The 17,258-nt window shown below is 41.9% G+C and carries 23 protein-coding genes and 1 tRNA gene; 7 read left to right on the top strand and 17 right to left on the bottom strand.

The features are described 5' to 3' along the window. Positions 1–46: 46 nt before the first annotated feature. Positions 47–853: a Cof-type HAD-IIB family hydrolase gene (locus tag BP97_RS36055; protein WP_231506284.1), complete on the bottom strand. Its 807-nt coding sequence runs from the start codon at positions 851–853 to the stop codon at positions 47–49. A gap of 156 nt (positions 854–1,009) precedes the next feature. On the opposite strand from BP97_RS36055, the gene BP97_RS0112325 reads away from it, so the two are divergent. Beyond that, positions 1,010–1,429, top strand: coding sequence for a DUF1885 family protein (locus BP97_RS0112325; RefSeq protein ID WP_028549374.1), 420 nt, complete (start codon positions 1,010–1,012; stop codon positions 1,427–1,429). Positions 1,430–1,493: 64 nt separating this feature from the next. On the opposite strand, the gene BP97_RS0112320 is transcribed toward BP97_RS0112325, so the two are convergent. Both BP97_RS0112320 and BP97_RS0112315 read right to left on the bottom strand, forming a co-directional pair. After that, positions 1,494–1,793, bottom strand: a complete 300-nt coding sequence (locus BP97_RS0112320) for a DUF1292 domain-containing protein (RefSeq protein ID WP_028549373.1) — start codon at positions 1,791–1,793, stop codon at positions 1,494–1,496. Between the two features lie 99 nt (positions 1,794–1,892). Next, positions 1,893–2,513: a stalk domain-containing protein gene (locus BP97_RS0112315; protein ID WP_036745758.1), complete on the bottom strand. Its 621-nt coding sequence runs from the start codon at positions 2,511–2,513 to the stop codon at positions 1,893–1,895. Positions 2,514–2,881: 368 nt separating this feature from the next. Here BP97_RS0112315 and BP97_RS39645 point away from each other — a divergent pair, with 368 nt between their 5' ends. Then, on the top strand, positions 2,882–3,043 hold the full coding sequence (locus BP97_RS39645; RefSeq protein WP_081824081.1) for an aspartyl-phosphate phosphatase Spo0E family protein: 162 nt from the start codon (positions 2,882–2,884) through the stop codon (positions 3,041–3,043). A 90-nt stretch (positions 3,044–3,133) separates the two neighbouring features. Next, positions 3,134–3,877, top strand: coding sequence for an MBL fold metallo-hydrolase (locus BP97_RS0112305; protein WP_028549371.1), 744 nt, complete (start codon positions 3,134–3,136; stop codon positions 3,875–3,877). Between the two features lie 127 nt (positions 3,878–4,004). Here BP97_RS0112305 and BP97_RS0112300 read toward each other — a convergent pair whose 3' ends face one another. After that, entirely contained in the window at positions 4,005–4,238 is a 234-nt protein-coding gene (locus BP97_RS0112300) for a DUF3892 domain-containing protein (protein WP_028549370.1), read from the bottom strand. 162 nt (positions 4,239–4,400) lie between these two features. Between BP97_RS0112300 and BP97_RS0112295 the strand changes: the two genes are divergently transcribed. Continuing rightward, positions 4,401–6,029, top strand: coding sequence for an ATP-binding protein (locus BP97_RS0112295; RefSeq protein ID WP_028549369.1), 1,629 nt, complete (start codon positions 4,401–4,403; stop codon positions 6,027–6,029). A 66-nt stretch (positions 6,030–6,095) separates the two neighbouring features. Here BP97_RS0112295 and BP97_RS0112290 read toward each other — a convergent pair whose 3' ends face one another. Together BP97_RS0112290 and BP97_RS0112285 are read right to left on the bottom strand one after the other, a co-directional pair. After that, complete coding sequence (locus BP97_RS0112290; protein WP_028549368.1) at positions 6,096–6,590, bottom strand: divergent PAP2 family protein; 495 nt, start codon at positions 6,588–6,590, stop codon at positions 6,096–6,098. 49 nt (positions 6,591–6,639) lie between these two features. After that, complete coding sequence (locus BP97_RS0112285) at positions 6,640–8,121, bottom strand: stalk domain-containing protein (RefSeq protein WP_028549367.1); 1,482 nt, start codon at positions 8,119–8,121, stop codon at positions 6,640–6,642. Between the two features lie 160 nt (positions 8,122–8,281). Here BP97_RS0112285 and BP97_RS0112280 point away from each other — a divergent pair, with 160 nt between their 5' ends. Beyond that, entirely contained in the window at positions 8,282–8,989 is a 708-nt protein-coding gene (locus BP97_RS0112280) for a Crp/Fnr family transcriptional regulator (RefSeq protein WP_051620531.1), read from the top strand. A gap of 16 nt (positions 8,990–9,005) precedes the next feature. Here the strand turns inward: BP97_RS0112280 and mobA are convergent, their stop codons facing one another. Further along, on the bottom strand, positions 9,006–9,563 hold the full coding sequence (gene mobA, locus BP97_RS0112275; protein ID WP_028549365.1) for a molybdenum cofactor guanylyltransferase: 558 nt from the start codon (positions 9,561–9,563) through the stop codon (positions 9,006–9,008). Positions 9,564–9,765: 202 nt separating this feature from the next. Between mobA and BP97_RS0112270 the strand changes: the two genes are divergently transcribed. Next, a complete protein-coding gene (locus tag BP97_RS0112270) occupies positions 9,766–10,482 on the top strand; it encodes a Crp/Fnr family transcriptional regulator (protein WP_051620530.1) in 717 nt (238 codons plus the stop codon). Here the strand turns inward: BP97_RS0112270 and BP97_RS0112265 are convergent. From BP97_RS0112265 to BP97_RS0112255, 3 genes are read right to left on the bottom strand one after another with little or no spacing between them, the layout of a single operon-like run. Further along, the gene (locus BP97_RS0112265) at positions 10,479–10,772 is read right to left on the bottom strand and encodes a DUF1811 family protein (protein WP_028549363.1); all 294 of its coding nucleotides are present in this window, start codon (positions 10,770–10,772) and stop codon (positions 10,479–10,481) included. The genes BP97_RS0112270 and BP97_RS0112265 overlap by 4 nt on opposite strands. Before the next feature lie 4 nt (positions 10,773–10,776). Then, the gene (locus BP97_RS0112260) at positions 10,777–11,784 is read right to left on the bottom strand and encodes a phosphotransferase (RefSeq protein ID WP_028549362.1); all 1,008 of its coding nucleotides are present in this window, start codon (positions 11,782–11,784) and stop codon (positions 10,777–10,779) included. A 43-nt stretch (positions 11,785–11,827) separates the two neighbouring features. Further along, positions 11,828–12,769, bottom strand: a complete 942-nt coding sequence (locus BP97_RS0112255) for a hypothetical protein (protein WP_051620529.1) — start codon at positions 12,767–12,769, stop codon at positions 11,828–11,830. Positions 12,770–12,954: 185 nt separating this feature from the next. On the opposite strand from BP97_RS0112255, the gene BP97_RS0112250 reads away from it, so the two are divergent. Beyond that, positions 12,955–13,026 (top strand) — tRNA-Val (locus tag BP97_RS0112250). A gap of 228 nt (positions 13,027–13,254) precedes the next feature. On the opposite strand, the gene BP97_RS0112245 is transcribed toward BP97_RS0112250, so the two are convergent. The 7 genes from BP97_RS0112245 to BP97_RS36040 all read right to left on the bottom strand — a co-directional run bounded on the left by BP97_RS0112245 (position 13,255) and on the right by BP97_RS36040 (position 17,133). Next, positions 13,255–14,121, bottom strand: coding sequence for a class I SAM-dependent methyltransferase (locus BP97_RS0112245; protein ID WP_028549360.1), 867 nt, complete (start codon positions 14,119–14,121; stop codon positions 13,255–13,257). Positions 14,122–14,127: 6 nt separating this feature from the next. Then, complete coding sequence (locus BP97_RS36050) at positions 14,128–14,946, bottom strand: polysaccharide deacetylase family protein (RefSeq protein ID WP_036745782.1); 819 nt, start codon at positions 14,944–14,946, stop codon at positions 14,128–14,130. Positions 14,947–15,197: 251 nt separating this feature from the next. Beyond that, entirely contained in the window at positions 15,198–15,374 is a 177-nt protein-coding gene (locus BP97_RS40995; RefSeq protein ID WP_231506283.1) for a hypothetical protein, read from the bottom strand. 181 nt (positions 15,375–15,555) lie between these two features. Continuing rightward, positions 15,556–15,783 carry a helix-turn-helix transcriptional regulator gene (locus tag BP97_RS36045; RefSeq protein WP_036745757.1) on the bottom strand — a complete coding sequence of 76 codons (228 nt, stop codon included), beginning with the start codon at positions 15,781–15,783 and terminating at the stop codon, positions 15,556–15,558. Positions 15,784–15,863: 80 nt separating this feature from the next. After that, entirely contained in the window at positions 15,864–16,160 is a 297-nt protein-coding gene (locus tag BP97_RS0112225) for a hypothetical protein (protein ID WP_028549358.1), read from the bottom strand. A gap of 241 nt (positions 16,161–16,401) precedes the next feature. Then, positions 16,402–16,761 (bottom strand): hypothetical protein, encoded by a 360-nt coding sequence (locus BP97_RS0112220; protein WP_028549357.1) that lies wholly within the window; start codon positions 16,759–16,761, stop codon positions 16,402–16,404. 165 nt (positions 16,762–16,926) lie between these two features. Then, entirely contained in the window at positions 16,927–17,133 is a 207-nt protein-coding gene (locus BP97_RS36040; RefSeq protein WP_036745756.1) for a hypothetical protein, read from the bottom strand. Positions 17,134–17,258 lie beyond the last annotated feature (125 nt).

Genomic DNA, 17,258 nt, shown 5'->3' with positions numbered 1-17,258 from the left:
ACGCAGCGTATCATGAGCGTGTTCCCTTTTTTATTTTTCGTAGCTGCTACACTTGACTTTCCAGCCACTCGATCACATCGGCCACCGCATGTTCGTTATGGTGCTTACACGATCGGTTAGAGACTTCCACAAGTGATGCATGGGCATTAGCCACAGCAACTCCAACTCCTGCTCTGCGAAGCATTTCAAGATCATTTAAATGATCCCCCATCGCAATACATCGGGATAACTCGATCCCCGTCAATTTTATTAATTCCTCAAGGGCATGTCCTTTAGTCGTTTCAGCAGGCAATATTTCCAAGTACTTGTCATCAGATCGAACCCAAGTAAAATGCTCAGTGAATTGAGCTGCATAGGTCTCAACCTCATTAAGACGTTCTGGCTCCCATGCCAGCAGCACCTTTAACCATGGCTCGGTCAATTGATGCATATCTTGTGTCATGGGCCTCATAAAGCTTTCCATTCTACGATGATGGTCCGTAATCCTGTTCTCTCGAAGAAAATAGGGTTCACTGCCGCAGTATATCTCCACGCCAACCTCAGGAAATTTCTCTATTACTTGTTCTAGAATCGATGTTACGGACCTCTCCAGCGTTCTCTGCCAAACGACTTTCTCCGTGGCAAAATCGTAAATCATGGAGCCGTTGTATAATATAGCTGGTGCTCCCAATGGGAGTACATCAGCGAAACGCTTCACCGAGCTCGCTATTCTTCCTGTAGCCAGCGTGAATATTCCGCCCTCCGCTACAAAGCGTTCAATCGCTTGTTTGTTTTCAATACTGATTGTTTTATTGCTGTCTAATAAAGTGCCGTCCATATCCGTTACAAGCATATAACCTTTAAATTTTTTCACTCTTCTGTCTCCTCTCTCTGTACAACCATTTCAGTATATCCTCCATAATGATACAACGGTTCATCATATTGTCAATCCAGCCTTGAAATGCTATGATGTTCTTATTATGAATGATGAAAACCTTTCCAGTCCATTTTACAGGCAGGTGTATCGGTAATGGCTCAAAGCGCTTATATTAAGTTTGTAGATGGCTCCACCGTTTCTTCCTTAACTTTGGATGAATTGAAAGATCAACTGCTGCACTACAAAGAGCAGCTTAATCTCACTGGCAAACAGCTTGGCTGGGATTATGAGGACGCCGGGTTCCCCTACACCATTGAAACCAAACCGGAAGGCGAGGGTAAATGGTTCTACCTCAAAGGTAAAAACGCTTTGTACAAATATATCCTCATGGGTTCGGGCAAGGACCAAACCGGGGATAACGAGCGTAATTACATTCAAGTCGTTCTTCCTGACGATTGCACGCATGGTGACAAGTCCAAAGGCAACGAGTTTTGCAAATACTTGGCCAAGCTTTGGAAGGCCGAGCTGCATTTATTTAACGGTCGCATCATGTATTTCAATCCACGCAAATAGATCCTTGATCCATACAACAAGCAAAAAACCTTCTTGCGACGGCAAGAAGGTTTTTTGCTTGTTATTACTCTTTCTCTTGTTCTTCTACAATTTGGTTGTAGATTTGAACAACGCGGTCCCATTCTTCTTCATCTTCGATGCTGGCCAAGAAAGCCTCGTCATCCTCTTCCTCGATTCTGAAGATAACCCCGTCCGCTTCCGGATCATTACGGTCAAGCAAAACCGCATAAGGTTGCTCGCTTGCTTCAAACGTATATACCATAACCATTTCATGCTCAACGCCGTCTTTATCTGTTACGATAAAAATATCGTCTTCGTGATCGTGGTCATGATCACAGTTCTCGTCGTGTATGTGATCGCTCATGGGAAAACCTCATTTCATAATAAAATAGTCATCCCTCGTATGGTAACACGTTTCGTGCATGGAGGTCAATGTAACACAGTTGGACTCATCTTGTTTCCTTTATTCAGAAACAATGACCTTCTCGGAAACTACTGTATAATCTCCATCTTCATCAAGCTTAATAGAGAATTGAATTTTATAATCTCCCGCTTCGTTGAAGGAAACGGAGAATGGCCATGGATACCAGAAGTTCTCTTTTTGGCCGTTGACAATTTTCTCATGAGCTGGAACCGCTTGTTGGCCGCTTGGCGTCTCTATCGATATTTTGAAAGAATAAAACGGTGTTTTCAAGCTATCGACTTGAGCGAATACAGCAAAATCAATCTTCTTGCCTTTAGGCACGCGTCCGAATGGAGACTTCACAGAGTAATCGTCGTTAACTTTTTCCGCCACGAACATATGAACGTTTGGCTTATAGACCGAAACGGTTTTTGTTCCATCATCCCAACGGACAAGAGATTGCAGCGAGTCGGATAAGGCGCGTACTGGTAGAACCGCGTTGCCTTTTACTAGAAAAGCAGGAGTCTCATTATCTTTGAACTGCTTCTCTACATCATTAATAACCAATTTAACCTTACTGAAGCCTTCGTAATCTCCCCATATTGAACTGGCCATAGCCCCCGTTGCTCCAAAGAGCGATAAAGAGAGCACCAGCGTTAGCATCCGTGGCACTTTAAACATCCCAGCAACCTCCATCGTGTCTTGTACTTTGTTCTATATGCTTATACTCAGATCAATGGAAAGAGTTGCGCTCTTTTCCTTATTAAACAAAAAAAATGTTTTTATCTTAAACTAGATATAGTTGAAAGTAACAGTCTTCATAACATTACATACAAAATACGCCAATTTTGCAATACCCTATTGGATTTTTGTATCGGAAATTGCAGCGGTCTGACGTTTTCTGCGCTTCCCCGGGAAATAAAAAAAGAGGCTGCCATAACAAAAATCATATTATATGACGATATAGGAGTAAGCTTTGTTTTCTAGAATAAACATGGTATATTGCAATTATCGGAATCATACAGAATCTGTCATATGGAGATGGTAGCATGTCATCAGACCCAGTCCGACTAGAGGAGGAAATTGAGGCTCTCAAAAAGGATTTGGCGCAAGTTGTAGTGAAGCACCAGTACAATTTCGGACATCCCGATGTGTTAGCCATTAGCCAAAAGCTGGACTCCTTCATTCTTAAGCAAATGAAATCAAAATAGCATTGTAAATTTTTCCTTGTAAATGGGATCAAAGACATGGTAGATTTAAATTGACATAAGTGCTATGGAACCACGAGTGGAGGATCGTTTGTGAGCCTGCAAATTCAGATGATCGGCACGGGAAGTGCTTTTTCAAAAAAATATTATAATAATAATGCTTTGGTAACATATAACGGTTTTGTTTTACTAATTGATTGCGGCGCCACGGCCCCTAGAGCACTGCATGAATTAAATATCCAAATTGACAGCATTGACGGTCTCCTCATTACTCATATTCATGCGGACCATGTCGGGGGGTTAGAGGAATTTGCCTTTCGCTTCAAATATGGGTATAAGAAAAAAATGAAGCTGTTCGTACCTTCTAGAGTCTTGGAATCATTGTGGAACCACTCCCTCAGAGGTGGTCTTGAGAATAAAGCAGAAGGATTTACGAGCTTGCATGATTATTTTGAAGTCGTACCTCTAGAAGAAGGATCTCCTTCAGAAATTTCACCAGGATTCATCATAGAGACGATCCGCTCAGAACATATTCCTGACAAGCCCAGCTATTCTGTTCTGTTGAATAATCATGTTTTTTACAGTGCCGATACCCAGTTCAACCCAACACTTCTGACGAATTTATATGATAGGCACAGGTGCAAGTATATTTTACATGACTGCCAATTCTCCTCACCTGGTTTCGTGCATGCTAGCCTTGAAGAATTATTAACTTTACCCAGACACATTCAAAGCAGTGTATTCTTAATGCATTATGACGATACAATGGAACAATATATTGGAAAAACAGGAGATATGACTTTTATAGAACAACATAAATGCTATGAATTTGAATAGACTTGCTTTCTTATCGGCTCTAGAGGATGTTTAGTATGATAGGTTTTTCTCAGCCATGCTTCCGCTCATCTAATGCCTATTATAAAAAAACCTGGCCTCATTGAAGGTCAGGTTTTATTGTTATCCTTTAGAACATTGGCAGCGAATCCAGATTATTCGTAGGATCACCATCAGCATCGCCACGAATGTAGAAATCGCCGTCTTTACCTTTGAAAACGTTTACTCCCTCTATAGAACCGTTGCGAACTTCTTGAAGGGCTTGCTCGTACTGCAAAGTACGACCATTGGAAGTTTTGAAGGCTGTTATGTCGCCATCACCGTTCTTTTGCACAGCTACAAAGCTTTCACGCTGCATGGACATATTCCTCCTAATTGAGTTTGGAAACATCATTATTTTGGATCAAATGAAAAGTTTTTATTCAAGAATAGCTTAAATACCGATTGTTCAGCAGGAATTGCCACATCCACAGAGAATTCCATTAATACCCTTTCATTCCTACATTATGATAAGGAGTATGAAAGCATGAGCTATAATTGGATTCTGATTGCATACACAGCTGTCATTTGCCTCTCTTCTATTTTGTTTGATAAAGCCACTAGTCCTTGGTTGCTCATCTTGCTAGCTGTAGCATATCTTGTCGTACATATCGCTGAAAAGAAGATTATAGGATCCGCATTCCTTCAATTCGGTTTGGTGATGGCCTTTCATTGGTCGAGCCAAATGGATATCTGCTTGCCGCTGTACATCGTTCAGATCAGCAAACCGATGTATTCGGTCAAGAGGCTGCAATCCAGCGTGCTCGTCAGTATTGCATATACGGCTGCTTTCGTCTGCATTGCTTTTACCTATGTCCCTTTTTCAAACTATCGGATGTTTGTTTTATTATTTAGTGCTGTAAGCTGCCTTATTGTAGGAATTTTATTTAAACGATATCTATATGTTATAGAAAATCAGACCCTGCTGCTGGATAATGAGAAAAAACATTTAAGTACTCACGATGCTTTGACAGGTCTGTACAACTATGAGGAATGCCATAGACAGCTCGAGCATCTGGTACATACGCATAAGACGGTCGCACTTGTATTGATTGATTGTAAAGATTTAAAATCCTTAAATACCATCAACGGATTTCATGGTGTTAACCGGATTCTGAAGCAGGTAGCCCAACTGCTCCGTATCATGTTCCCTGAAGCCTTAGTCATCTCCCGTTACGGTGGAGACGAATTTGCCATTGTTCTGGACTACAGTGATTCCGGACATACACAAAACTATATTTCGCAGTTGATGGCCTCTGAATTCCCTAAGCTGACTGGCATAGAGATTAACTACGGAATGGCATTTTACCCTGATGACGGTGTATCCAAGGATGATTTGTTCTTTATCGCTGAGCGTAATTTGTATACCATGAAAAGAGAATCCTGGTTAAAGCGCGAAGAGCATATGCTTCGTTCAGAAAAGCTGCGGGTTGTAGGTGAACTGGCATCAGGGATGGCACATGAAATTCGCAATCCGCTGACAACCATTAAAGGCTTCTTGCAAATATCTAAATCCGATAATTATAACATTAAACCTTGGTACGATTTAATCATGGATGAAATCACGCGTATGAGCATGCTGACAGCTGAATTCCTGCAATTCTCCAGACCACATGCGACTCAATTCAAGGTCCATTCCATTAAAGATTGCATCCAGCGAGTAATCTCACTTTTGGATTCGGAGACATCCCGCTTGGGTCACAAAATTGATTTTGATCCTGGACCTGAGCCTCTTCCTATGCTGATGGATCAAGATAAAATGCTGCAGCTGCTGCTAAATCTAATCAAGAATGCTTTCGAAGCGATGGCCGACGAAGGTCTTGTCCGAATACGATTGACCCGTGACAAGGAACTAGCGGTAATAGAAATATCGGATACTGGCAAAGGTATCCCGGAAGATGAATTGGATCAAATTTTCCTGCCCTTTTTTACGACAAAAGAAACAGGTACAGGCCTTGGATTATCTATATGTCATAAGATTGTACAGGATCATGAAGGAACCATGGAAGTGGAAAGCGTCATCGGCAAAGGTACCAAATTTACGATAACCGTTCCTCTTAGTCATCCGGATGCTTCTCCTCAAATGAGTCTTAGCGGCAACCGTGCTACGATGTAGAGATAAAAAGATTAAATAACCCTGTTCTGCTTATCCGGCAGTACAGGGTTTTCTTCTTCTCATTTGTTAACCAAACCAAGGCAGAAATAATCTTCTCTTACGTGTACGTCTTTCGAGAATAAAGCTGCCTGCCCCAATGAGAACCCCGATTAGAGCTCCTCCCAGCACCTCTTGAGGCAAATGCCCTAGCCTCTCCTCCAACTGCTTCTCCCTTTTCTCATGACTCAAAGAAGGGTCCTTTTCTGCTAACTGAGCCACTGTATCGCCAAGATCATTTACTTCAGTCGCGATAATTCCCGCCTGTCTTCGAATTCCCATCGCATCAAACATGACGATTAAGCCAAGCATACTGGCAGTAGCAAAATGAATGGAGGTTACACCTCTTTTTAAAGCTACATAAGAAGCTAACGAAGCAACCCCAGCGGAATGAGAGCTTGGCATACCTCCGGTTCTCAGTAAATTAGACCAATCCAGCTTGCCGGTTTGCTGGTATGCCAATGGAACCTTGGCAAGCTGAGCTAATCCTACTGTGAATAGAGCAGTGGTTAATGCACGATTCATCGTATCACCTCAGCTATAGCATTTTGTATAAAGGTACGTTCTATGCATGCTAAGGCGTATCCGTTTGAACAATCATTCCACTATCTTCTCCATCCCATAGAATGGCAACGCCAAACAATTCCGGCAGTTCGCTGACGGGGACGACGGGTTCCATCCCCATCTTTTTAATGGAACGTTTGAGCTTGACACTCTTCCCGTCAATCATGGCTTGTTCCTGATTCATACGAACCTGCACCGAACGGCGTTGAAATTGAACATCTACCGGTTTATCGTCCCCATTGTTTAAAGAACTATTAGCTTCTTCTCCTTCCGAGAACAGTCTGAGAGGAATGTAGTCGACTCCATTCTCATTATATTTGCGTACAGCATTATAAGGCTTTCCATTCAAATACATGAGGACTAATGGCCATCTATCCATTCCCTCATTTTTCAGCATGATACGAATTCCTTGCTTATCTAAAGGAAGCGTCATCGGCTTGATCGATTTGGAGTCATGATCGTAAGAAAACCAGTTTATATAATAAGGCGTATACATGATTTGTTTGCTTTCCGGCTCCAAAGCCCAGATTTGAATATGTACGTAGAAGGTCTGAAGCTCCTGTCTTAGAGGCCTTATATCCAGATTAGTTTCAATCAACCTCTTACCTTCTGCAACAAGTCCCGTTGTTATACTTACAGGGAGTCCTCCCTGTTCGCCGAAGCCCACAATTCGAATGCCGTACTGCACTTGCTGCTGCTCAGACGCTGCCGCTGAGGAAAATACAACTCGGATTTGCTCTACTTCCTCGCCTTCCTCATCAGTTATTATTTCCCACTGCTGAATGACAGGCATTTTTAAGGGCTGCTTGGAAGGAAGGCCCGCGGTTGTTTGCCAATAACGACGTACAGCCGGAATAGATAGCACAGAAGGAATATAATCATTCTCATGTCTCAACCAATTAACTACATCACTCGGCCTCTCAGGCATAGGTCTGGAATCGATACCGAATAACAGAACATAATCTTCAGCCATGATTTCTTCCGGATCCCACTTATGGCTGTAAGGCAAGGTGCTCCCTGACCAACGAATAGGATATCCGTCCAGCTGACGTATTTGTGACCATTGCGATGCTTCAGTTAATTGGGCAGGATAAATGCCCTCTTTCTTATGAAGCCAATAATAGGTAAAATGGTGTCCATATTCATGGATAAAGGTACGTTCAATTGGAACAGAATCGACCTCGTATAAATCGATGCTTTTATTTTTAATACTATAGTAGCCTACGCGATAACCGCTTTTCCCTATACTTTTGTCAGGATATAAGGTCACTTGCTTCAATTGATTCAGTTCTTCCCCATGCTCACATTGTAATAATATTTCGTATAAGCCCCTGAGTTTGTCAGGACCCCATTTGGAGCTGTAGCTTTGAAATCGAATCCCTTCAGGACTTATATAAGTAGCAGCCGGCTCATTATCCTGAGCATAGATCATGAAAGAAAAAGCAAAGCATACACTAATCCACAACCCTATTACCGCTACCACTTTTGTCATATTGAACACCACCGCTCCAAGTAAATGACAACGCTTTCATTGATTCTTATGAACCATATTAGCACAAAAATGGTTAACGGTGTATAAAGTTTTTGTATGTTATTTGATCCATTTCCTTTACAATAGAATAATGACCTACGAAGAAAGGTTTGATACAGCAATGACTATGGATGTTAACACACCTGCACAAATTGCCGCGTACTTGTCTGCGGCTAACTTTTCAATATTAGAACAAAAGATGATATTTGAAAATAAGAATCTCGGTACACATTTATTTTGGGAAAGCGAAGCTGCAAGCTCATGCTTTTACATTAAGCAAGGTTTGGTAAAAGTGTATAAGATTACGGAAGACGGTCAAGAGCTCATTCTTCATTTACTTCAAGCAGGGGATTTTTACATGGAAATCGGCGGCAGTGAAGCCCGGTTTAACTGCAGCGCAGTTGTCATGGAGAATAGCGTAGTCGGATGTATCTCTACTAGTAGTCTGGAAGATCTCGTCAGCAGCAGTGGAAGCTTTGCCGTTGAATTCATGAAATGGATGGGATTGCTGCATCGAACCACTCAGTCCAAATTTCGCGATCTGATGCTGTATGGCAAGAACGGCGCATTGGCTTCTACTCTTATTCGAATGAGCAACTCTTATGGTGAGCCGTGCGAGCAAGGTATTCGCATTCAATTAAAAATGACAAAGACAGAAATAGCTAACTTGATGGGAACTACAAGAGAAGGCGTCAGCCGAATGCTGAGTGCTTACCAGGAGCAAGGCGCCATCGCCTATTTAGACGGGCACCTTGTCATTCGCGATTTAGCTTATTTGCGGTCTATTGTACAATGTCCGGATTGTCCGCCAGATATTTGCAGAATGTAATGGCGAATGCATTTTTTTAATTAGTGCAAGTATTCTGATTTACAGAAATGTTAATATCCAAAGACCGTAATCCAGATAATTGAACTCCTATCCAAGAAATCCGCTGCAGCAGCTCCGAAACCCGGCTCTCTTCTTTCCTTATCAGCTCTGATATGACCTCGAGACAGCTTTTACTGTATACTCCACCGAGCGGGTCGGGTTCCTCATCAATCACTGGAAGGACCGCTTCAACGACCTCAAGCTGCTTTCTTTCCCATAGTTTTAAGATTGCACTAGAAGAATAAACGTAGGGGTTATGGCTTCCTGTGACCCATAACTCACCGTACTTGCTCAACGCAAATGCGGCGTGCAGACCACTTAATACACCGTAACCCGGGTAGTAGTCTGTAAGGATTCTGGTGGATCGCGGAACGACAGGCAATAACATTTTGGGCTCATTAGTCACAATAATGATTTCCTCGCAAACCGTTTGCATTTCGCGAATTTGGCATTCTATGAAAGCTTCTCCACCGATGAGTCGCAGCGCTCGTGCTATTCCATTCTCTCCTCCAGCCAATATGACTCCGCTCAGCATGTGTCTTACACTTCCTTTCTTGCAAAGCCTCCCTATTGCTAATTATTACTATATCAACTTCATTCGTAACTGAATGTTACAAATATCACAGAAATGGGCGTGTTTTTTAGGGAAAGCGTGATTTTTATCACATCGCCTGTGAGAGTAATCCTTTATGGTTAAAGCATAAGAAAACGCACGTTATGTCAAGGAGGAAAATCACATGCTGCACTGCGCTTTGAAGGTAGACGGCGTTCATAATACGGAATGTTTTTCGGAGGATAATTTAGAAAAGCTGAAGGAAATCATGTATGAACAGAAGGTTACGTCGGGTTCGTACTTGTTCTGGGAAGGGGATACTGCGGATAAACTGTATTTTTTGATTCAAGGTAGAATCAAGATTACAAAAACGAGCGATGAAGGAAAAAGCTTCATCTTATACATGTACGGAGATGGGGATTTATTCGGACAGCTGGACCCCTTTCATCAGTCGGTTAACAGCTTCAATGCTGAGGTTATGGAAGACAGTACAATCGGAGTTATTCAACAAAAGGACTTGGAGACACTGCTATGGCAGCATGGAGATCTAGCGATTGAGTTCATGAAGTGGATGGGACTCATGCATCGGATGACTCAGACAAAGTTCCGTGACCTCATGATGTTCGGAAAGCCAGGTGCACTGTGCTCAACGTTAATTCGTCTTAGCAATTCATTCGGACAGAGCAGCGGCAGTCAAATTCTCATAACCAAAAAACTGACAAACAGCGAGCTGGCCGATATGATCGGCGCAACCCGTGAAAGTGTCAATCGTATGCTTAGTGACCTTAAGAAGCTCGGCGTCATTTCAATGGAAAACAGCTACATTATCATTGAAAACATGAATTACCTTAAAAACGTATGTCAATGCGAAAATTGTCCAAAAGATATGTGCCGGATTTAGACCCGAGTCAGCATCGAGATAGGAAAGCTGGCCTCCGGGTCTTTTCCCATTTTGCCCCAACCCATCATCCCGTTGATATACTCTAGCTCGAACTGCTCCTCATGACCTTCTACCATATAAAGTCCGGGTTGAAAGTCACCTGGATTCATAGTGTAAGCTTTTGCCGTATAATATTTGCGCTCCAGCAATTCCTTCTGGCTCGGAAACTCCACCTTCGTCATCGCTTCAAGTATATCTGCCATTTCTGCATCCAGCTCTTCCAGGGACATTTGGCTGTACAGCTTTTTCATGCACTCACCCCCACTGTTGTTTGCAAAGCTCCTGAAGTCTTTCCTGGTTCTGCTCCAACCATGCATAGACCTGGCTAAGTTCCATTAAATAGCGGGTTACATCTTGCTCTTCGTCTATCCCGTCCCAGTATCTTCCAAGGAAATGAATGCAAAGTACCATACTGCGAAGTAATATTAACTGTGGCAAGGCGTCGATTTCATCCTCGTTTAAACGCGCTGCTTGACCATAGCCTGATATAAACGATTCTACCAGACTCCAGCTGTTCTCCTCCTCGTGTCGAATGAGCTCACACAAAAAAACAGCCGCATCCATGGCACGTAAGTCGGGGGTAACGAATTCAAAATCCAACACACCGGAGATTTCATCTCCAAGTACCAGTACATTCCCTGCCACTATATCGGAATGAGTTAATTGAGCGGGAAGACGGCATAATGCTGGAATATCGTTTAATAAACGGTCTATCCCGCCGCTTAATAGCTGAATTTCGTTTTGAAACGGCCCATCGATCATATCTCTCATCCAAGCATCGAGTCTTTCTTTCGTTACTAATGGATGAACCTCGTACAGCTCATAATAGGGTTCGTAGGCCGCATCTACATCCAACTGCATCTGCGATAAGGCATCCGTTAATTCTCCCATCGCGCGCCCTATAGCAGCTACGTGCTGGGTATCAGCCATATTTGCACGCTCACCTTCGATATACTCGAAGACAACGGCTATTTTACCAGAAACCGTAACTACATAGGTGTTTCCCTTTAAGGTAGTTAACGGTTTAGGAACACGATAAGGCAGCTTCACTCGTTGGAGCTGCTGCAAAACGGTGTTTTCATAAATGATTTTATTTAAATCTTCGTGATTATCATAGATCCGTAATACAAATGTACCCATGGGCGTATAAACGAACCGTGTCGTGTTATTGACTCCGCTTTCCTTCGCCTCAACCCGCCACTGGGCATCTTCAAAATAACATTCCAATACTTCTGTAATTAAATCGTCTAAAACATGATTCATGGAACCTTCTCCTCGTGTTATGCCTTACCTTGATGTTATGAGATTATCCGCGAAAGCTACCGGAAAAACCGGCTGTAATGTATTTCTTATCTTCACCTGTCATCCATACCCAGCACTTGAACATTTGGTTATCGTGCTGCAGGTGATCATGTATATCTTTCATACCGAGTACGGCTGGCTCCATCCCATATTGCCCGAATGCCTGAAACAAAAAGCGAACCCTCTGTTCTTCGGTTTTCAACTGATATAAACTCTCCAGCAAGTTCTCGTTATGCTCGTCCAAACGTATCATATCCGACCACAGCACAAGTTTCCCATCCGGCTTCAATAGTGTCATTAACAGCTTATTATAGTCTGTAATCAGACTGTTACGAAGATACGCTAACGCTTCTATCACCTGACGCACTTCCAATTCAGCATACTGCTCGGCGTAACCGGCAAATTGGGTCAATGCATGAATGTAAAACAGCTGCGTATGTACGGAGGAAGACACGACAAGAGAGAAGCTCTTCTTCCATTGTGGAAAAGCTTCGCGATGACGGACACGGAATGCACAATCTTTTATATAAGCTGCCATCTCGGATGCCGGAGCTTGATTCAGCAGCATTTCCTCCCAAGTCTCATAAAACTGCACTTGATCCAAGCAAGTATAGTCGACATTAATGACCGACTTCAATTTACCCGAGATCACGCCGCCGCTAGACTCTATGATCTCTTCCAATGCATTAGGCTCTGTATCCAGCACGGTGACCTGCATAAAATGATCAGCCAGCTCAGGCAAATCCACATCTCCATGAGTACCCGCTCCGAGTACTGCTGCCTTATCCTTAACCTGCAGCTGATCGATAGCATGGTTTAATAGCTGTCGAATATGAAATCGATGAGTACCCCATTCCTTACTACCCCAATCGACTGCATCGTCCTGGGTTTGCTCCTGATGCACCTGCAATTGAATAGGTTGAAACGACCGTTGAAACTCCCTCATCCTGTACCTTCTTTCACTAGGTTGGTATCCTAGTATTATAGCACATGGTGTCGTTCTGCGTGCTGCAAACTTCTTCATAATACTATGAAGCCGCTTATTCATATTTTTTTAATCAAAACAGTTGACATTGATAAAACATCTTGGTATATTATTACTTGTCGCTAACGAAGCGGACAATATAATAAGACTTGTTAGCTCAGCGGGAGAGCACTATCTTGACAGGGTAGGGGTCGCTGGTTCGAACCCAGCACAGGTCATACTTAAAGAACCTTGAGGAATCAAGGTTCTTTTGCTTTTTCTATAGGGTTTTGGTGAAACCATCCTCTGCTATTGATACTAATTTGATACGAATTAAAGAGTGTTAGTAGCATTGAGGTTGGATTATACATGTTCCATCATGTGATTTCCCCTTCATCCTTCATACCGAACTCCGTCTATACAAAACCCTTGCTCCTCCGGATCGATTCCTTCAAATCTTAACCAACTCATTGCTTTTCTCCTATACTAACATTTTTACGCTCAGCAACAATAGCAAAGTAAACAGGAAACCATCCTAAACTCATCATTTCCCTGTCCGTATAAAGCTGAATATTCACAAATCCCAACGCAGTCAAAATACTTTTTACTCGACGAATAGTAAGAACATGAGCTCTTGAACGGCCATTTTGAGCTGACGTACTGTATCGATCCCTTTTCTGCAAAATAAAGCTCAAAAGCTGCTTGCGAAACACTCCTTTTCTAGTAAAAAGATAATCATAGATGTACCCTAGGCCATGAACAAGCAAAAATAGCTTTCCTTGGGGCTGCAGCACACGTTTCATATCTCGCAGGGCTTGCTCCTCATTTAAGTACTGCAAAGCTACTCGGCAGATAACGAAATCAACCGATTGGTCGTCCAACGGGATCGTATGAGCATCGTCAACCTTCGTTACAACTTTAGTGCCACGGCTCTCCAGCTTACTGTAAAAGGAGTGAAGCAGCTCCATTTGGTATTCGTCAGAATCTACTCCATAGATAACTTGAGGTCGATGCTGTAATAGAGTATGGATTGTAGCTCCACCTCCACAGCATAAATCCAAAATGTACTTCCGATCCACAGACTCCTTCAGTAACAGCCTGTCAAAATAATCAGGCTCTATAGTCTGGCGATAATATTCATAACAGGTGTAACCAAACCGATAGTCTTGGAGCTTAAAATCTGGTGTAAGAACGCCGTTGGCAGCCAAAGCTTGCAAAGCTACCTCATCCGGACTTTGTAATGAAAATCTACTTATTCCAAATTCCTTGCAATAGATAGCGGTTACACTTCGCAGCAGCCCCTCATTCAACAAAATCTCATGTCTTATGTCCATAACTGCTTATTTCCCCTCAAAAATGTGTGAATGATATTCACGAATAGAGGTACACGAATAATGAGATATTAAGCGCCGCAATTTCATAGCTGTATGCTTCAATCCGTAGTAGCGCCTAATGCTATTAATCCAGGAAGTATTAAAAATTTGCGGTTGCCCTTCGTCCAAATCATATGGATGGGTATAGAAAATAAAAGAACCCTGATTATTAATGATACTTCTGGCTCCTCGGTTAAACATACGATACGGATAGATTCGAAAATAACCGCCTCCACCCCAAGGGATATTAACTCGTCCTACATTCAAAACCGGCATAGGAATTTCCCACAGATTATCTTTTATTTTGAACGGAGTAAGCAATGAAGGAGCTAAATTAAATTTGGAATACAACGCATTCAATGTATTTGGAATTACGCTTGAATCATACAAGAAGCCCTCTTCACTCAAGATATCTAGTGCAGGTTCGGTTATGGAAAAACAGGGCGCTCGATAGCCGTCAACCTTCATCCCGGTAATTTGCTCCAATATATGTTTGGACTTCCGTATATCCTCTCTAAACTCGGTTGTCGACTGTTGGTAAACCAACCGATGTGAGTATCCGTGCGATGCGATTTCATGACCTCTCCTGGCTATTTCTTTGACCACGTAAGGTCTTTTTTCCGCAATCCAACCCAATACAAAAAAAGTCCCTTTGGCATTCTGTTCGTCCAATAGATCTAAAATTTGATAAATCGGCCGCTCAATTCTTAATTCTAACCGTTCCCATTCATCGAGCGTCAATTCCGGGCTGCAAAACCAATCCTCTACGTCGACAGTAAACGCCATTCTCAATCTACTACACCTCTTTTTATCATGCAGGAATTGGAATGCTTTCATCTACATTCGGGAAAATCCGCCATGGTCTGCTCATACACCCTATATATATCTTTACAATTTTATCATTATTTTTCCAATTCCAAAAGCATGTTTCTGACTTCTTTTTCCTATGAGGAACAAAAAAAGAATGCCATTGACTATATCAACCGCATTCACAAATTATTGATTTAAGAACTTCATTTCCAATCTATATGTAATTTTCAAGACCATCCCTGTGGTTTCGTCTTTGGTTTCTTCTTATAATGCAGAAAACGTTTTAAGGTGCCCTGCTCTTGCTTACTGTTCATCATACGTTTAATTTCACGCATAAGTCTATTGAGTCTTAACGTTTCTTGATCTTCTGTCTTAAATAAGGAGATGTTTCGTTTGCTGTCCATCTGTGCTGTTAATCCACCTTTTGCAGAAGTGTTTTTATTGACAAATAAAGAATTGTACATAGCAAAATCAAGCCGATAAAATTCCAAATAAGTAACATAGGAACACTCCTCTCTCTATACCCGTTACCATTATACTATACTTTGGAATAATTTGTCGAATTAAGTAGTATTAACGACCCATTCAAACCTCGTCAACATAGCCTGAAAGAACTAATAATTCTGTAATAGGCTCGTATCTCAATGCATGAGCCAATGCGATTACCGTCTCTCTAGATGGCTGGAATCTCCCATTCTCAATAGAATTTAAAATGGAATAACTTACACCGGCTTTTTCACCAAGCTTACGTAATGAGATATCTTGCTGCATCCGCAGCTGCTTAAGTCTGACTCTGAACCCTGTATCCATCATCGTTCATACTCCCTTATTTATGTCGTTCCCTTAATATAGCTCATTTGGGATTACAAATAAAATGGTAGTAAGAAGGAAGTTTACGCAGACTGAAGTATTTTATTCTCCAGATTCGTTCGTATCATACTAATTCTTTGTCTCACGTAAAAATCATAAGCGGCTCCCCTAAGATCCTTGAGAGGGATATGCAGATCCGTATCATTATCGATAATAGTTAACGAACCATCATCGAAAAATTTAAAAGTAAGATCAACCCAATGCGTATCAGCCGTATCAAGGATTTTTTCGATTTGACTATCATTTAAATAACTACTATGGCTTACCATCATCGTTCTAAAATAGTCACGTTCAATAAATCTAACTTTTGTCGAATTCATAGCATACACCCCTCTCAAAAATAGGAACACTAGTTCTATAAATCTATTATAGCAAACATTTGTTCGTAGTCAATGATTTACATATAAATTCGCAAAAAAAAGATAGACTTCATTCCCTTAGAAGGAATAAGCCTATCTTTTGACCTAGAATAATAGTTCTTCGATGGTGTTACTATGTATTTATGTGCATTACGACCGCTATTTCTCACCATCATTCCTAATGCGAACCTATGTAGGACTTTTAAAACTTAGAAAGAGATTTATGCAAGTAAAAATACAAACGATTATCGATCAATTCCATATGCTCTTTCCCCACATACTTCTCCAGATCCTTGTAGTCAACGGAATCTCCTTCAATCTCTCGTGCAACATTCAATTCAAATGTTCCATACTGATACTTAGCTTGAGTCACAATAAAGCTGGCATCCGGCTTAATAAAAATTTCTTTAGCACAGTCTTCGCTTAATGTAACGACCGTTAAGTAACAGCATTTTGTTTTGAGACGCGGATCAGTTACCCGGGTATTTAACACATTTCCTTCCACTAACGGATAAGAAAAAGGAGTGTTCATCACTACACGTCTTAAAGTTCTTTCATCCATTCAGAATTCCTCCGATGTCTTGGATTGCCTGCAATTGCACTGTTACCATATTATCACAGTCTTTGATAGAAAGCTTCCCTATAAACCTATTCCCTTGTAAAAAGCACCCTATCTTTCTCGCAGCAAAAAAGGCCCGCGGTTCACGGACCCCCTCACCTGTTTCGTTTAGACATAAGCTTTTCCCTTCGTGAGAATACATGGCACACCTTTACCGACCGCACCTGGCTGGGACATTTTCTCTAAATAACGGAGTCCACGTTCGCATTTTCTGCAGCGGCTGCACACATCCGAGGTCACGATTTTCATGTTAAACTTGTTTTTATCAATGCTTGAGACAGGGGTATTTTTCTTTTTGACTTTTTTTCCACTCATAGCGCTCACCTCAACACTTGGGTTGATGTATACTATGTAGGCGGCAGTCGGATTGTACCCGTTACAGCGAGCAGAAGAATATTATTTTCACAATTGAGCTGCTGCTTCAGTATAAGGGAACACGG

Origin of the sequence: Paenibacillus sp. UNC451MF (genome assembly GCF_000686845.1) — a bacterium.
Taxonomy (GTDB): Bacteria; Bacillota; Bacilli; order Paenibacillales; family NBRC-103111; genus Paenibacillus_S.
Note: the sequence above shows the minus strand (reverse complement) of the source record. Positions and strands in the feature narration are given on the sequence as shown.

What these genes read in the sequence shown, in the direction of transcription:
- BP97_RS36050 (WP_036745782.1), bottom strand. Translation starts at nt 14,946, where the DNA reads ATGGCGTTTACTGTCGACGTAGAGGATTGGTTTTGCAGCCCGGAATTG.
- BP97_RS0112265 (WP_028549363.1), bottom strand. Translation starts at nt 10,772, where the DNA reads ATGAAAAAGCTGTACAGCCAAATGTCCCTGGAAGAGCTGGATGCAGAA.
- BP97_RS0112285 (WP_028549367.1), bottom strand. Translation starts at nt 8,121, where the DNA reads ATGACAAAAGTGGTAGCGGTAATAGGGTTGTGGATTAGTGTATGCTTT.
- BP97_RS0112320 (WP_028549373.1), bottom strand. Translation starts at nt 1,793, where the DNA reads ATGAGCGATCACATACACGACGAGAACTGTGATCATGACCACGATCAC.
- BP97_RS0112295 (WP_028549369.1), top strand. Translation starts at nt 4,401, where the DNA reads ATGAGCTATAATTGGATTCTGATTGCATACACAGCTGTCATTTGCCTC.
- BP97_RS0112315 (WP_036745758.1), bottom strand. Translation starts at nt 2,513, where the DNA reads ATGTTTAAAGTGCCACGGATGCTAACGCTGGTGCTCTCTTTATCGCTC.
- BP97_RS0112290 (WP_028549368.1), bottom strand. Translation starts at nt 6,590, where the DNA reads ATGAATCGTGCATTAACCACTGCTCTATTCACAGTAGGATTAGCTCAG.
- BP97_RS36045 (WP_036745757.1), bottom strand. Translation starts at nt 15,783, where the DNA reads ATGATGGATACAGGGTTCAGAGTCAGACTTAAGCAGCTGCGGATGCAG.
- mobA (WP_028549365.1), bottom strand. Translation starts at nt 9,563, where the DNA reads ATGCTGAGCGGAGTCATATTGGCTGGAGGAGAGAATGGAATAGCACGA.
- BP97_RS0112325 (WP_028549374.1), top strand. Translation starts at nt 1,010, where the DNA reads ATGGCTCAAAGCGCTTATATTAAGTTTGTAGATGGCTCCACCGTTTCT.
- BP97_RS40995 (WP_231506283.1), bottom strand. Translation starts at nt 15,374, where the DNA reads ATGGACAGCAAACGAAACATCTCCTTATTTAAGACAGAAGATCAAGAA.
- BP97_RS0112260 (WP_028549362.1), bottom strand. Translation starts at nt 11,784, where the DNA reads ATGAATCATGTTTTAGACGATTTAATTACAGAAGTATTGGAATGTTAT.
- BP97_RS36040 (WP_036745756.1), bottom strand. Translation starts at nt 17,133, where the DNA reads ATGAGTGGAAAAAAAGTCAAAAAGAAAAATACCCCTGTCTCAAGCATT.
- BP97_RS0112220 (WP_028549357.1), bottom strand. Translation starts at nt 16,761, where the DNA reads ATGGATGAAAGAACTTTAAGACGTGTAGTGATGAACACTCCTTTTTCT.
- BP97_RS0112300 (WP_028549370.1), bottom strand. Translation starts at nt 4,238, where the DNA reads ATGTCCATGCAGCGTGAAAGCTTTGTAGCTGTGCAAAAGAACGGTGAT.
- BP97_RS0112225 (WP_028549358.1), bottom strand. Translation starts at nt 16,160, where the DNA reads ATGAATTCGACAAAAGTTAGATTTATTGAACGTGACTATTTTAGAACG.
- BP97_RS0112270 (WP_051620530.1), top strand. Translation starts at nt 9,766, where the DNA reads ATGCTGCACTGCGCTTTGAAGGTAGACGGCGTTCATAATACGGAATGT.
- BP97_RS0112245 (WP_028549360.1), bottom strand. Translation starts at nt 14,121, where the DNA reads ATGGACATAAGACATGAGATTTTGTTGAATGAGGGGCTGCTGCGAAGT.
- BP97_RS39645 (WP_081824081.1), top strand. Translation starts at nt 2,882, where the DNA reads ATGTCATCAGACCCAGTCCGACTAGAGGAGGAAATTGAGGCTCTCAAA.
- BP97_RS0112255 (WP_051620529.1), bottom strand. Translation starts at nt 12,769, where the DNA reads ATGAGGGAGTTTCAACGGTCGTTTCAACCTATTCAATTGCAGGTGCAT.
- BP97_RS0112280 (WP_051620531.1), top strand. Translation starts at nt 8,282, where the DNA reads ATGACTATGGATGTTAACACACCTGCACAAATTGCCGCGTACTTGTCT.